This is a genomic window from Romboutsia sp. 1001216sp1, assembly GCF_039841805.1.
GTDB lineage: Bacteria > Bacillota > Clostridia > Peptostreptococcales > Peptostreptococcaceae > Romboutsia_C > Romboutsia_C hominis.
Genome location: NZ_JBDPHA010000018.1, coordinates 17,598 through 33,754, shown reverse-complemented (window position 1 = coordinate 33,754; position 16,157 = coordinate 17,598). Strand labels below are relative to the sequence as shown.

The window sequence follows — 16,157 nt, the reverse complement described above, 5'->3', positions numbered from 1 at the left end:
TTCTTAAAATAAATTTACAATATATATAAATATAATTTTTTAACCTTTTTGGTCACTACTAACTTGAGGAGCAGATGCAAATACTCTAGAAGCAAGTCTACTAAATGGTAAGCTTTGAATCCAAACATATCCAGGACCTGTAAGAGTTGCAAAAAATAACCCTTCACCGCCAAATAAGCTATTTTTTATACCACCTATAAATTCTATATCATATTTTATATCTTTTGTCATAGCTACTAAGCATCCAGTATCAACTTTTAATTTTTCACCAGGCATTAATTCTTTTTTTATAATAGTACCGCCAGCATGAATAAAGCAAAGACCATCTCCTTCTAATTTTTGAAGGATAAATCCCTCACCTCCAAAAAATCCAACACCAAGTTTTTTTCTAAAATCTATTCCAATACTTACTCCCTTAGCAGCGCATAAAAATGAATCTTTTTGACATATTAGCTTACCGTTCATTTCAGATAAGTCAATTGGTATTATTTTACCAGGATATGGTGATGCAAAAGATACTTTTTTTCTATTGTTAGAAGTATTAGTAAATGACGTCATAAAAAGACTTTCACCAGTTAAAACTCTTTTAGCAGCACCAAATAGCTTAGAACCACCTTTTTTACTGCCATCTCCAAATATAGTTTCCATAGAAATGTGTTCATCCATCATCATCATAGAACCAGCTTCAGCTACTACACTTTCACCTTTATCTAACTCAATTTCAACAAATTGCATGTCATGTCCATGTAGTTTATAATCTATTTCATGAGAATTCATAAAATATCCCTCCTTATGTATTTAATTATAATCTAATTATATATAAAGTATTATAAAAATTTAAAAGATATAGTTATTTTATAGAAAACTTTTTATACATTATATAAAAATAATAGCTAAAAATAGGCATAAATATGAGAATTTCAAGAAAGATTTTTTCATTGTGATATAATTATGTAAAGATATAGGATAACAATTTTATCAAGGGGGAAACAAATGGGGAATGTATCAATTAGGGAATGTAATGATTATGGATATGAAAGTGTAAAACATGCAATAAGTAAAAATTTAGAAGATTTAGGTGGGTTAGAAAAGTATATAAAACCAAATAGCAAAGTACTAATAAAGCCAAATTTGCTAATGAAAAAAGTCCTAAAGAAGCAACAACTACTCATCCAATGGTAGTTAAAGTTGTGTGTGAAATGTTACTTAAGTTAAATTGTAAAATAATAATAGGAGATAGCCCAGGTGGTCCGTATACAGTACCTTCATTAAAAAGTATATATAAGTCAACTGGTATGAAAGATATAGCGGATGAACTAGGTGTAGAACTAAATTATGATATAAGTGAAATTAAGGTAGAAAATAAAAATGCTAAAGCTTTAAAATACATGAATATTATAACTCCAATAACTAAAGTAGATCATATAATAAATATATGTAAATTAAAAACTCATGGTATGGCAACATTTACAGGAGGAGTTAAAAATTTATATGGTTCTATAGCAGGACTTCAAAAAGCAGAAATACATTATAGATTTCCAAATGAAGAAATATTTTGTGAGGATGTATTATTAGATATATGTTCTTATGTAAACCCAAGTTTAACTATTATGGATGGAGTTGTAGGTATGGAAGGAGAAGGGCCTTCAGCTGGAATACCAAGAAAGATTGGCGTAACATTAGTATCGCCTAGTCCTTATATGATAGATATAGTAGCTTGTAGAGTTATAAATCTAGACATAAATAAAGTATCTACTATAAGAGGGAGTATAAAAAGAGAATATATAAAAAAAGACTTAAGTGATATATCTATAGTAGGTGATAACATAGAAAGATTTATAATAAAAGATTTTAAAATTCCTAAAACTAGCAAAGATTTTAGATTGTTATCATCAACTATGCCTAGATTTATACACGAGCCACTTACAAGGATGATAACTCCAAAGCCTGTTGTTTCTCATAAAGATTGTGTAAAATGTAAAAAATGTATAGAAGTATGTCCGGCCAAGGTTATTATTTTAAATAATAAAATAGAAATAGACCTAAATAAATGTATAAGATGTTTTTGTTGCCATGAATTATGTCCTAAAAAAGCTATAGATATAAAGAGAAGTATAATATTTAAATTAATAAAGTAGATTATATAAATATTCGTATAATAATTATTATTTAATATCTAATTTAAAATTTTCTACTATAATATATGAGTTTTTTTAGAAAAAATATATTTAAAGGTGAACTATAAAAAAAAAAAATAGTATAAAATTCGTAAAACTATTTAAAATATACACAACTTAATGTATAATATAGTAAATTTAGTTATACATTAATCAGCTAAAGGGGAGATAAATATGATACTTATAAGAAATGGAAGACTAATAGACCCAAAAACAAAAAGAGATGAAGTAGTAGATATACTTATAAAAGATAATAAAATAGAAAAAATAGGGAATATAGATGAAAATGATGTTGATAGAATAATAGATGCTAAAGGATGTATAGTATCACCTGGGCTTATAGATGTACACGTTCATTTTAGAGATCCAGGATTTACTCATAAAGAAGATATATTAACAGGTTCAGCTTCAGCAGCTAAGGGAGGATTTACAACAGTTGTATGTATGGCAAATACTAATCCTATAGTTGATAATGAAGAAACTTTAGATTATATAAATGAAAAAGCTAAACTATCATCAATAAATGTATTACAAGCAAGTGCAATAACTAAAGGATTTAAAGGTAAAGAAATAGTTGATATGGATAAAATGATTAAAGCTGGTGCTGTAGGCTTTACTGATGATGGACTACCTATAATGGATAGTGATATTATACTTAAGGCTATGAACATGGCGAAGGAGAGAAACGTTCCTCTTAGTTTTCATGAAGAGGATCCATCGCTTATAACTTGTGCTGGTATAAATGATGGCAAAATATCTAAACAAATGGGAATATTGGGTGCGCCAAATGTTGCTGAAGATGTTATGGTTAGTCGTGATTGTATGTTAGCTTTAAAAAGTGGGGCAAAAGTTAATATACAACATATAAGTTCTAAAAATTCAGTAGAAATGGTAAGATTTATAAAAAAGTTAGGTGCTAATGTATACGCAGAAGCAACACCACATCATTTTACACTAACTGAAGATGATGTATTAACTTATGGTACTAATGCTAAAATGAATCCACCACTTAGAACATTAGAAGATAAGATGGCAATAATTGAAGGTTTAAAGGACGATACAATTGAAATAATAGCAACAGATCATGCACCTCATACATATGAAGAGAAAAATGTAGAATTTACGAAAGCACCAAGTGGTATAATAGGTCTTGAAACTGCACTTTCTCTTGGTATAACTAGCTTAGTTAAAAACAATCATTTAAATATGATGAAGTTAATAGAGAAAATGACTATAAATCCAGCTAGATTATACAATCTAGAAAGTGGGAGCATAGAAGAAGGGAAAGTTGCTGATATAGTTATATTTGATGAAAACGAAGAGTTTGTAGTAGATAAATTTGTATCAAAATGTGAAAATACTCCATTTAAAGGACATAAATTATTTGGTAAAGTAAAATATACTATATGTGGCGGTAAGGCCGTATTTGAAGAGAAAAAATAAAATTATAAAGGACTATATTAAAAATATAGTCCTTTATAATTTTATTAATATATTTAGTAAACCTTAAATTTTAATATAACTTTAAATAAATCTCCATCTATATCAAGCTTAAGACTACCATCTTGAAGGTCTACTAAATTGCTACAAATAGATAATCCTAATCCATTTCCAGAAGTATTTCTAGAAACATCACCACGGACAAATCGCTCTAATAGTTCATCGGAAGAAATATTTAATCTATGATTAGATATATTTTTCATAGTAATAAATATATAGTCATCTTTAACATTAATATCTATATATACACGAGTATTAGCTAAAGAATATTTAGTAATATTAGTTATAAGATTTTCAAAAACCCTAAACATTCTTTTACCATCTATATTGGTAAATACAGGATAATCAGGCGTATCTATTATAAAATCTAGCTTAGAAGACTCTATTTTATCTTCTAATTCAACGATACTTTGAATTAGAAGTTCCTTTATATCAGTTTTTTTTAGATTAATTTCTATATCACCACTACTTATTTTAGATGCTTCAAATATGTCCTCAACTAAATCTTTAAGTCTAGTAGCTTTTTTATCTAGGATATTTATATAATCTTTAGTAGTTTTAGAATCTAATTCGTTATTTTTAAGTATATCTATATAGCTAACTATAGAAGTAAGTGGTGTTTTTAAGTCATGACTTACATTAGTTATAAGCTCTGTTTTCATTTTTTCACTTTTTAGTTGCTCATTAAGAGACTTTTCAAGTCCTAAGCTTATATTATTTATACTGCTTGCAATAGATGATATTTCATCATTACCAATTACCTTTAATTTATGGCTTAAGTCACCATTTTCTATAGTTTTTATATTTTTAGATATATATTCAATATATTTTGTTTTTTTAGTTAATAATTTGTATATATAAGAGTAAGGTATAATACTAAATAGAGAAAATAGCATAGCATAAATCATTGCAAAAATAGAAAAATAGCTTATAACTGATAAAAATATAAACATAATTATAAACTGTATTATTATAGATATTACTAATATACTAGCTATTTTATTGTTTATCGTTTTTTTATTTTGTTTATCTAAAAAATCCTTAATCATAGAAAGTACTATTAATCTAGATAATAAATTATTAGATGATAATTTAAAACTTTTATAAGCTATATAAGTAGTTGTAAGGATTAAAAAATCACATACTATAAGTGAATTATCAAAAAAATCTGGTGCAGATGACCAAGTATGAAATCTTATAAAGAATATAAAACCTATTATAAATAAAAATACTTCAATAGAAACATTTGAAGTTAGATTTATAAAAGAGTCAAATATTTTTATATTAGATTTTTTAGTTATGTTATAAACTACAATACAACCTATAGATATAGCTAAAGAAATTATAAAAACTATCACTTCAATACTTAAAATACTCCGATTATCTAAATGTATTACATTTCCAAAGAATATATATCTTGCTATTGGAGAATATTCATATATGTTATGAAAGCTAAATGCTAAATTAAATAGTGATTCAAAACATATAGACATAGATAAAAATAAAATTAGTAAAGAAGCTACCTTTAATTTTGAGTCTTCTATATTAATAGATTTATTTAATGTCTTCAATTTTATATCCAATTCCCCACACCACCTTTAAATATTTTGGTTCTTTAGGATTTATCTCTATTTTTTCTCTTATCCTTCTAACATGAACAGCAACGGTTTTTTCACAGTTATAAGCTATATCATCCCAAGCATTTTCATATATTTCTGTAGATGAAAATACGATTCCCTTATTTAAAAGTAAAAATTCAAGTATCCTGTACTCAATAGGAGTTACTTTAATAACTTCTCCATCTAAGCTAACTACCTTAGTATCTTTATTTAAACTAAGACCACCACTTTTCAATACGTTAGAATCGTTAATATTCTTATTACTAGAGTTATTATTTAAGTTAATAAATCTTCTTAATTGAGATTTAATACGAGCAATGAGTTCTAGTGGATTAAATGGCTTTGTAACATAATCATCAGCCCCTATATTGAGACCTAAAATTTTATCAATATCTTGATTTTTAGCAGATAAAAGTATTATAGGAATATTATTATTTTCTCTTATTTTTAAAGTCGCTTTAAGACCATCAAGATTTGGCATCATCACATCCATAATAACTAAATCTACATTATTATCTATTAAAGTTTCAATAGCATCAATTCCATCATAAGCTTTTAATACATTAAAACCCTCAGGTTTTAAATAAAATTCTATCGCATCAACTATTTCTTTATCATCATCAACTATTAATATATTTTCATTCATTTTATCACTCCCTTAAAACAATTATATCATACAACTAAAAAACATATTTTAACAATAAATTATAGATTTATTAAGAATTTATAAACCAATGTATTAATTATTACAAAATTATTAAGAAATTTATACTATTAACACAAGCATAGTAAACATATAAATATCTATGATATACTATAATTAGAAAGCATAATGAGGGGGATGTTATGAAAAAAAGGGTTATATTAGGAGTAGTAGCAGGAGTATTAGCACTAACTAGCATAGGATTTGGGAAAAAGGAAAATATTGAGGTAAATGTACTTGGAACAACAGATTTACATGGGATAGTAAGTAAGGATTTAGAAAAATATGTAAATGAACAAAGAAAAAAGGATGAAAATTTGATATTAGTAGATAGTGGAGATTTTTTTGATATGCAAACTCCAGAAATGAACTCATGGTTTAAAAAAAATAGTGTAATAGTTGAAGAAAATGGGTTTCCTATTCTACGATTTAAAGATGGTGAAATAGAAGGAGTTGCTCCAATAGTAACTAATATGGGAAAATTAAAATATGATGCTGTGATTCTTGGAAATCATGAGTTTGTATCCAATAATAAAAGTCGTTTAGATACATTAATAAATGATTTTAAAGATAATAATATGGAAATATTATCTGCAAACACATATAAAAGTAATCATGAAAACTATACAAAGCCATACATAATAAAAAATATTAATACAAAATATGGAGACTTAAAAATAGGAATATTAGGACTAACCATAAAAGAAGTAGGAGAATCAAAAGAATGGGATGGAGAAAAATTGGTTCCTACTAAATCAAGAGAATTAAAAGATCAAGATGGATATGAGGGTAAATTATATATGAATGATTTAGTAGAAGATGCTAAAAAATGGGTACCTAAAATGAAAAAAGATGGGGCTGATATAATAATAAGTGTGGTTCATAGTGGGGAAGAACCTAAAAAGCCCAAAAATCCAGGAAATAAAATAAAAGAATTAGCAAGAGAAACTAGTGATATAGATGTTATATTTGCAGGGCATACTCATAAGACAATAGATGAAAATAAATACACTAACAAAGATGGTAAAGAAGTAATAGTAACTCAAGGTGGAAAACATTCAGAGGCAATAGCTAATTCTAAACTCCAATTAGAGAAAGTAAAAGATGGTTGGAAAGTAATAGAAAAAAGTAGTGAAGTTATATCTTTCAAATAAAAAATAATTTGGATTAATAAGGTTAAGTATTGATTATTTTAATAAACTTAATTTCATATAAAGTAAAAATATATTCAATTTATATAATAAGAAAAACTGTATTGTAATTAAAATATTAAAAGAAGTGAACTATTATAATAATTCACTTCTTTTAATATTTTTATATTTTCAATTTCTTATATTTGGTCTATAAAAAATCTTTTATACCAAACTAAGAAAGTATATATAGTATATATTTTACGAGCATTATTAGTTTTGCCATTAAAGTGGTCATCTAAAAGTTTCACTATTTCATTAGTATCAAAAAATTCATTAGCATAATCACTTGTAAAACTTTCCTTTATTGTATTATAATATCTTTCCTCTTTAAACCAATGTCTTATAGGTACAGGGAATCCTTTTTTCTCTCTTTTAGCCCAAGCATCAGGAAGCTTATTTTTAGCAGCTTCTCTTAAAGCAAGTTTTGTAGTACCATTATTAACTCTATATTTTGGAGGGATAGTTTCTCCTACTTTCATAACTTCAACATCTAAAAATGGAACTCTTAGTTCTAGAGAATGAGCCATACTCATTTTATCAGCTTTAAGTAATATATCTCCTGCTAACCATAATTTTAAGTCAAGATATTGTTTTTTAGTTAAGTCATCCATATGTGAAACTTTATCATATATAGGTTTAGTTATATCTTTTATAGAAGGAGCATTTTTATAGTTTGGCTTTAATATAGAATTAGCCTCTTTTTCTTCAAATATAAAAGCTTGTCCTATAAAGTAATCTTCAACTTTAGAACCACCTCTAATTATTGTTGTTCTACCTTTAAAATAAGGTAGTTTTTTTGCAGTCATTGCTAATGGTTTTCTTATGAAAGAAGGAAGTTTTTTATATTTTTTTAATCTATCATCATCATCATACCATTCATATCCTCCAAAAATTTCATCAGCACCTTCGCCAGATAATACAACAGTAACATGTTCTCTAGCAAGTTTTGATAAGAAGTATAGTGGTATGCATGATGGATTTGATTGAGGTTCATCCATATGATACAAAATAGTTGATAAGTTTTCAAAACATTCTTCTGAAGTTAGTAGCTTTTGTATATTTTTAATTTCTAACATGTCAGATAGATCTTTAGCTAGTCCAGACTCATTAAAATTGTCTTCTTCAAAACCAACAGAGAAAGTTTTAGCAGGCATTAAAGATGCAGTTATATAACTAGAATCAACACCACCAGATAAAAAACTACCAACAGGTACTTCACTGTTTTTATGAATATCAACAGATTCAGCTACAACATTTTCTATTCTTTTAATACTTTCATCAAGTGAAATTTCTTCATTTTTAAATTCTACATCAAAGTACTCTCTTATTTTCAATTCACCATTTTTATAAATCATATAATGTCCTGGCTTTAATTTATAAACTCCTTTAAAGAAAGTTTCATCAAGTACTGAGTATTGAAAAGTTAAATAAGGTTTTAGAGCCTCTTTATTGACTTCTTTTTTGAAATCCTTATAAGCTAAAAAACTTTTAATCTCTGAACCAAATAATAATTTATCATTATCGATTCTAGAGTAGTAAAAAGGTTTTATACCAAAAGGGTCCCTTGCAGCAAAAAGGGTTTTAGCTTTTTTATCCCATATAGAAAAAGCAAACATACCTCTTAGTTTTTTTACCATAAATTTTCCGAACTCTTCATATGCATGTATTAAAACTTCACTATCCGTTTGAGTTTTAAATATATGACCTTTTTCAATTAGTTCATCACGTAATTCTTTATAATTATAAATTTCACCATTAAATACTAATACTAAACTATTATCTTCATTATATAAAGGTTGCAACCCATTATCAACTCCGATTATACTAAGTCTTCTAAATCCAAGGGCTATATCTTCGTTAATAAAAGTTCCCATTTCATCAGGACCCCTGTGAACAATAGCCTCTAGCATATTATTTAATATATTTTCTTTATCTGAATTTTTATCAATAAATCCTACAAATCCGCACATAAACCTTACACCTCTAATTATTATCTATATTAAACTAATTTTTTATATCTTTTTAACATATATAAATTTTACAAAACTTATATAGCAATGGTGTGTCAATGATGTGTCAGTTTTGTGTCAAAATTTATCATTTAAGGTAAAAATAAGTTGTTAAAATATAGTAAGATATATATATACAAAAAATATAACCATAAATCCTATTCATGTTACAAAATTGTTTCATTCATGTAACATACATAATATATAAATAGTTTATAGTTAAATATATAATAGGTAGGTAGAATTATTTAAAAGAAAGAAGTGAAGTATCTATGGAAAAAATACTAATAGTTGAAGATGAAGAAAATATATCAGATTTACTGGCATATTCTTTGGGAAAAGAAGGATACAAAACAGAAGTAGCAGAAAATGGGAAAAAGGCTTTTGAGCTTATAGAAAGTTTTAATCCAGATTTAATAATGCTAGATTTAATGCTTCCAGATATAAGTGGATTAGATATATGTAAAAAAGTTACAACTACATATTCAACGCCTATTATAATGTTGACGGCAAAATCAGATACAATAGATAAAATACTAGGGATAGAATTAGGTGCTGATGATTATATAACAAAGCCCTTCAATGTAAGAGAGGTTATAGCAAGAGTAAAGTCTATATTTAGGAGAATAGATTTGCTATCAAAATCTATTAAAAGCGAAGAAGATAAAATAAAGCTACAAAATGGATTAGAAATAAATAAAAGTGAGATGAGAGTAAAAAATGATAAAGATGAAGCAATTCATTTAACTAGTAAAGAATATGAGTTACTACTTTATTTTATAAATAATAAAAATAAAGTATTGACGAGAAATCAGCTCTTAGAAAATATATGGGGGATAAACTTTGAATGTGAAACAAGAACAGTAGATACTCATGTTCAAAGGCTTAGAAAAAAATTAAAAGAATATAACTGTATTGAAACTGTAATAGGAACAGGATACAAACTAAATGATAAGAGTAGGTAAATATGAAAAAATCTATAACTAATAAAATAATGCTATTTTTCTTAGGAATAATATTTTTTGTAATATATTCCATAGTAACATATAGCAATTCAGTACTCAAAAATAACAATGAATTTATAATTGACAAAGAGATAAAAGAAAAATCTAAAAGCATTGACTTATACCTAAAAGAGTATTTTGAATTTAATAGACTAAACCTTAATAATATATCTTTTAGAGCGGCTTCTAGTAACATATCAAAGGATTTAAGCTACAGACTAGAAAGTATGGTATATATATATGATAGTGAAGGTAAGCTAGTATATCCAAGAACCAAAAATTCTCAAAAGTTAGAGAAAACGCAAGATTTAGATGAGGCTATAGATCAAAAGGTATCTTACACTATAAAGCATAGTAATTCTAAAACCAATGTATATTCATCATATCCAATACTACATGATGATAAGTTAATAGGAATTATAAGGTATAAAAGTGATTACACATATTTATATAATCAAAGTAAATCTTTTATAGAAAAGATAGCTTATTTTTCTATAGGCGTATTTTTTATAAGTATACTAATAGCATACATTATATCTAAAAAGATAACTAAGCCTATAATAACTTTAGCTAATAAGACTAAAGAGATAGCAAGTGGTAATTTTGATATAGATATAGATATTAATTCAGATGATGAATTAGGTCGTTTAAGCTTAGATTTTGAAACCATGGCAAAAAAAATAAAACATCAAATTAAGATAATAGAAAAAGATAGAGATGATTTAATTGAATTATCAAAAAAACAAAAGAGATTTTTTGATAATGTAACCCATGAACTTAAAACACCAATGACCACTATAATAGGATATAGTGAAGTTTTAAAGGATAATCAGTTTACAGATGAAAAATTTTTTAATAAAGGTATAGATAGAATTATATCAGAGGCTAATAGGTTAAATAGAATGATAGTTCAATTAATAGAAATATCTAGAAATTCTAAAAAAGATTTTGACTATGAACTTAAAAAAATAAATGTATCAAAAATCATAATAAGTATTTGTGAGGACATGATACACAAGTCTCAAAAATATAATATGAAAATAGATGTAGATGTTAAGGAAAATTTAAAAATAATTGGAAATGAAGATAAGATAAAGGAAATATTAATAAATCTATTAGATAATGCTATTAAATATGGAAAAATAAATACAACCATATATGTAAAAGCAGAGGTTAATGACGGATATATAAATATAAAAGTAGTTGATAGTGGTGAAGGAATTTGTGAGAGTGAACTAGAAAATATATTATCACCATTTTATAGAGTATCTAAAAGTGATACTAGAGAGATTGGTAGTACAGGTTTAGGTCTTGCTATTGTAAAATCTATAGTTGAAAGTTATAACGGCATTATTGAAATACAAAGCGAAGTAAACAAAGGAACCATGGTTTTAGTTAAATTGCCTGCAATAAGTTAAGGAGGAGACATGAAAAATTTTAATATCTTTAAAAAAGAGAAAAGTAATTTAATAGTTTTGTTTTGTATTGTAGGTATACTTTCTATGATAATATACTTTGGTATAAATAAAGATAAGGAATACACTAAAAATGTAAATTTAAGTTCTAGTAAATATATATATAATGAGAATAAATTAAAAAAAAAGGATGAACCTATAAAGCTTAACTCAGTAATATCTTTAAGTAGAAATGTATTATCCATGAAGATTTTAGATAATAATATATTACTATTTGAATCAGAAAAGGGCAAAACTGATATAGTATCTATAGATATTAAAAGCAAAGAAAAAAAATTAATAAATAGCAGTAGTGCTGGAAAAGTTATGTACTATGGTTATAGAAGTATATCTCCAAATGGAGAAGTACTTCTATGCATACAAGATTATAAAAATAAACCAGTAACTAGTATATTAAACTTAAAAGAAAATAGTTCTAAGATATTAGAAAGTAGGCCTATTACAATATTAAGCTGGGTTTTAGATAGTAGTGGATTTATATATACTATAGATAATAGCTTAATTTATTATGATATAATCAATGGAACTAAAAGAGAGATATATAAATTTAAAGATGATGAGTTTATACATAAAGTCGAATTTTCTAGTGATGGAACAAAGTTATATATGTTTATGGAAAAGCTATTGAAAAATAATCATACAAAAAGTATTTTGCTAGAATATGATTTAAAAATGAATAAGTCAACTATTAAAATAAATAGCAATAATATTATAGATATGGAAGTATTCAATAATGGAAGTATATTAACTTTAGAACATAGAGATGGAATAAATAGAATATATATAAATACTAAAAATAAATCTGAAGAACTAGATATAAAAAATGTAGAATCAATTTATTTAAATAACAATAGAAGTAAACTTGTGATAATAACTACAAATAACAATTATGAGATGGAAATAGGAATATATGATGTTAAAAATAGAAGTGAAAATACTAAATTAAGTAAGGTAGGAAATATAAGTGGAATAACAAGGATAGGTTCTATAAGTATAAATAATGAAAATCAACTTGCTTATTTAGTTAGGGATAAACTACAAGATTTAAGACTATATATTTATGATATATAAATAAAACTAAAAATAAATTATATAAAATTAAAAAAATATTATAGAAATAAGCTACATAGTTAACTAAAATTATATTATAAAGAAAGCTTAAGGGGAAGATAATATGAAATCCATAAAAATATGTATAGGAAGTGCTTGCCACTTAAAAGGATCATATGAAGTTATAGAGGCATTTAAAAAACTAATAAAGGAAAATAACTTAGAACAAGAGATAGAATTATGCGCATCTTTTTGTATAGGAAATTGTAAAGAAGCAGTATCAGTTATGAGATGGGACGGAGTAGTATTTTCTGTTGATAAAGAAAATGCAAAAGATATATTTGAGCGTGAGTTTAAGATATAAAATTAACTATCAGGGGGAATAGACTATGTGGTTTATGAGCTTTTCCAAAGCAAATTGTAAAAATTGCTATGCATGTATAAGAACTTGCTTTGTACATGCTATAAAAGTAAAAGAAGAACAAGCACATATTATAAAGGAGAGATGTATAATATGTGGTAAATGTTTTAAAGCTTGTCCACAAAATGCCAAGCTTATAAAATCAGAAGTATCTATGATAAAGCACTACAATAAAATGGGGAAAACTGTAGTTGCATCACTTGCACCAAGCTTTAGCGCAATATATGGGAAAAATAGCTTAAAAATTCCAACAGCACTAAAAAAGTTAGGATTTAATTATGTAAAAGAAACTGTAGAGGTTACTGATTTAGTATTAGATGAATACATAAAATATGCAAATAAAGAAAATGATGATGTGTATATAACAAGTTTTTGCCCATCTATAAATAATCTAATCCAAAAACACTACCCTGAACTAACTAAAAATATAATACCTGTAACATCACCGTCAATACTACATGGAAGAATACTAAAAGAAAAATATCCAGATTCTAAAGTGGTTTTTATAGGACCATGCTTATCTAAAAAAACTGACGCACACGATGAAAAATCTATAAATTCTGTTATAACTTTTGAAGAATTAGATAAGTGGTTTAAAGAGGAGAATATAGATTTAGAAAGTCTAGAGGATGGAGAATTTAAATATATAGAAAAAGAAAAAAGAATGTTGCCTATAATAGGAAGCATAACAGATAAAATAAAAAGTCAAAAACCAAAAAGAACTATAATACAAGTGGATGGAGTTAGAGAGTGTATAGAGGTTTTAGATGAAATAAAAAAAGGAAAATTTAAAAATACTTTATTTGAAATGACTGCTTGTAGACATGGTTGTATTGGTGGATCTGGTATGCTTGAGGACAATAATAGTGTTTATGAAAAAAAAGAAAATATAAAAGAATTTTCAAAATACTTAGATGAAAATAAGAGCTTAATAATTGAAAATGACACTTCAAAAAATAAAAACATAAATATATCAATTTATAAAGAATTCCCAGCAAAAGATTATAAATTAAAACAACCAAGTGAAAATGAACTTAAGGAAATATTAAAAGATATGGGAAAATACGATAAAAGTGATGAGCTAAACTGCGGTGGATGTGGATATCATTCTTGTAGGGAAAAAGCAATAGCAGTATATAATAATATGGCTGAAATAAATATGTGTTTACCATTTATGAGGGAAAAAGCAGAAAATCTAACTAGTACTATATTTGAGATGACACCAAATATGATAGCCGTAGTAAATAAAGAATTAGAAATAGCTAGATTAAATCCAGCGGCAGAACATTTTTTTAATATGTCTAGCAATAAAGCTAAGAATATTCCTATAGGAATGTTTCTAGAAGAAGAAAAATTTAAAAATGTAAAAACAAGTAAGAAAAATATATACAAAGAAAGGATAATACTAAAAGAAAGTAACTCAACTATAATTCAAAGTATAATATGGTTAGATAAAAATCAGGTATTGCTTTGGATAGGAGACGATATAACAGAGGATGAAAAACTAAAAAATAAAATAAAAAGTATGAAAATAGATGCTGTTAATATGGCTCAAGATGTTATAGACAAACAAATGATAGTAGCACAAGAAATAGCAAGTCTTCTTGGAGAAACAACGGCTCAAACTAAGGTTACACTAACAAATCTTAAACAGCTTATAAAAGAAGAGGAGAATTTATAATGGATTTTTTTATAGATTTTGCTAGTAGTAGCTTAAATAAATATGGTGAAGAATTATGTGGCGATAAAGTTGAGTTTTATAATGATGAAGAGATGTTTATCGCAGTGCTATCAGATGGACTTGGAAGTGGAGTTAAAGCAAATATATTAGCAACTTTAACATCTAAAATAGCTATAACTATGCTAAAAGAAGGAGTTAAAATAGAAGAGGTTGTAGATACAATAGTAAAAACCTTACCAGTATGCTCAGAGCGTAATTTGGCATATTCAACTTTTACAATAGTTAAAATAGCAAAAGATAATATTGCCTATATTGCAGAGTTTGACAATCCTAGTATATTTTTTTTAAGTGATAGAGAAATCAAAAAAATAGAATGGAGTACTATTGATATAGGTGGACGCAAGGTAAAAGAAAGTCAGTTTAAAGTTCATGAAAAAGATACTTTAGTATTTGTCAGCGATGGAGTCATACATGCTGGAGTTGGAACTATCCTAAATTTAGGGTGGCAGTGGGAAAATGTAGATGAATACTTAAAGAAAAATATAAATAAATCTATGTCGGCTAAACAAGTAACTGATTTATTATTAGGCGCTTGCGATCAACTATATATGCAAAAGCCAGGGGATGACACAACGGTAGCTACTATAAAGGCCATAAGGCGTAAAAATGCAGTATTATTTTCAGGTCCTCCAATAGATAATGCTATAGATAGTAAAATAGTAGATACTATAATGAAGACTCATGGCAAAAAGATAGTATGTGGTGGTACTACTGCAAATATAGTAGCAAGAGAACTAGGTGTAGAACTAAAAACTAGTTTTGATATTTTTGATAAAAATATACCACCTATAGGTTATATAAAGGGGATTGACTTGGTAACAGAAGGTGTATTAACTATTAAGGAAACACTAAAAAAGCTTAAAAGAATAAAATATGAAACTAATTTAAACTTTTTATATAAAGAAGATGGTGCATCAAAATTAGCTAGAATGCTTTATGAGGATTGTACACATATAACTTTAATAGTTGGAAGGGCAATAAATCCAGCACACCAAAATCCTGATTTTCCAAATGAGCTAAGTATAAAGCTATATCTTATGAATGAACTTAAAAAAGAGCTAATAGCTTTGGGGAAAATAGTAGATATAAAATTTTACTAAAGGCACAGTTATGTGCCTTTAATTTATTATACAAGTATTTTAACATTTCATAATATAAGCGCATATAACATAAGTATTAGCCATTAAAAATTTTATAAAAATTTACGTACTTGAAATTAAAGTTTTATAGTAGTATAATTACTCCTTGATTATAAGAAAAGTAAT

14 protein-coding genes are annotated in these 16,157 nt (G+C 26.2%); 10 read left to right on the top strand and 4 right to left on the bottom strand.

The genetic code is table 11. The features are described 5' to 3' along the window. Positions 1-39: 39 nt before the first annotated feature. Positions 40-777: a TIGR00266 family protein gene (locus ABHC41_RS13325; RefSeq protein WP_092926256.1), complete on the bottom strand. Its 738-nt coding sequence runs from the start codon at positions 775-777 to the stop codon at positions 40-42. Positions 778-993: 216 nt separating this feature from the next. Here ABHC41_RS13325 and ABHC41_RS13320 point away from each other — a divergent pair, with 216 nt between their 5' ends. From ABHC41_RS13320 to ABHC41_RS13310, 3 genes are all read left to right on the top strand, one after another. Then, positions 994-1,182 (top strand): hypothetical protein, encoded by a 189-nt coding sequence (locus ABHC41_RS13320; protein ID WP_271891798.1) that lies wholly within the window; start codon positions 994-996, stop codon positions 1,180-1,182. Next, entirely contained in the window at positions 1,176-2,138 is a 963-nt protein-coding gene (locus ABHC41_RS13315) for a DUF362 domain-containing protein (protein ID WP_271891797.1), read from the top strand. Before ABHC41_RS13320 ends, ABHC41_RS13315 begins: the two co-directional genes overlap by 7 nt. A gap of 213 nt (positions 2,139-2,351) precedes the next feature. Further along, complete coding sequence (locus tag ABHC41_RS13310; protein ID WP_166505261.1) at positions 2,352-3,620, top strand: dihydroorotase; 1,269 nt, start codon at positions 2,352-2,354, stop codon at positions 3,618-3,620. 53 nt (positions 3,621-3,673) lie between these two features. Here ABHC41_RS13310 and ABHC41_RS13305 read toward each other — a convergent pair whose 3' ends face one another. Then, entirely contained in the window at positions 3,674-5,260 is a 1,587-nt protein-coding gene (locus tag ABHC41_RS13305) for a sensor histidine kinase (protein ID WP_271891796.1), read from the bottom strand. After that, positions 5,232-5,942, bottom strand: a complete 711-nt coding sequence (locus ABHC41_RS13300) for a response regulator transcription factor (RefSeq protein WP_092926250.1) — start codon at positions 5,940-5,942, stop codon at positions 5,232-5,234. Before ABHC41_RS13300 ends, ABHC41_RS13305 begins: the two co-directional genes overlap by 29 nt. Positions 5,943-6,142: 200 nt before the next feature. Between ABHC41_RS13300 and ABHC41_RS13295 the strand changes: the two genes are divergently transcribed. After that, positions 6,143-7,153 (top strand): metallophosphoesterase, encoded by a 1,011-nt coding sequence (locus ABHC41_RS13295; RefSeq protein WP_271891795.1) that lies wholly within the window; start codon positions 6,143-6,145, stop codon positions 7,151-7,153. A 176-nt stretch (positions 7,154-7,329) separates the two neighbouring features. Here the strand turns inward: ABHC41_RS13295 and asnB are convergent, their stop codons facing one another. Continuing rightward, complete coding sequence (gene asnB / locus ABHC41_RS13290) at positions 7,330-9,162, bottom strand: asparagine synthase (glutamine-hydrolyzing) (RefSeq protein WP_166505263.1); 1,833 nt, start codon at positions 9,160-9,162, stop codon at positions 7,330-7,332. 311 nt (positions 9,163-9,473) lie between these two features. Here asnB and ABHC41_RS13285 point away from each other — a divergent pair, with 311 nt between their 5' ends. From ABHC41_RS13285 to ABHC41_RS13260, 6 genes are all read left to right on the top strand, one after another. Then, the gene (locus tag ABHC41_RS13285; RefSeq protein ID WP_092926244.1) at positions 9,474-10,166 is read left to right on the top strand and encodes a response regulator transcription factor; all 693 of its coding nucleotides are present in this window, start codon (positions 9,474-9,476) and stop codon (positions 10,164-10,166) included. Between the two features lie 2 nt (positions 10,167-10,168). After that, a complete protein-coding gene (locus tag ABHC41_RS13280; protein ID WP_092926242.1) occupies positions 10,169-11,623 on the top strand; it encodes a HAMP domain-containing sensor histidine kinase in 1,455 nt (484 codons plus the stop codon). A 9-nt stretch (positions 11,624-11,632) separates the two neighbouring features. After that, positions 11,633-12,751, top strand: coding sequence for a hypothetical protein (locus ABHC41_RS13275; protein ID WP_240275919.1), 1,119 nt, complete (start codon positions 11,633-11,635; stop codon positions 12,749-12,751). Positions 12,752-12,854: 103 nt separating this feature from the next. Then, entirely contained in the window at positions 12,855-13,094 is a 240-nt protein-coding gene (locus ABHC41_RS13270; protein WP_166505265.1) for a (2Fe-2S) ferredoxin domain-containing protein, read from the top strand. Positions 13,095-13,119: 25 nt separating this feature from the next. Continuing rightward, a complete protein-coding gene (locus ABHC41_RS13265) occupies positions 13,120-14,832 on the top strand; it encodes a [Fe-Fe] hydrogenase large subunit C-terminal domain-containing protein (protein WP_271891794.1) in 1,713 nt (570 codons plus the stop codon). Beyond that, complete coding sequence (locus ABHC41_RS13260) at positions 14,832-15,992, top strand: SpoIIE family protein phosphatase (protein WP_092926234.1); 1,161 nt, start codon at positions 14,832-14,834, stop codon at positions 15,990-15,992. Before ABHC41_RS13265 ends, ABHC41_RS13260 begins: the two co-directional genes overlap by 1 nt. Positions 15,993-16,157: the final 165 nt, after the last annotated feature.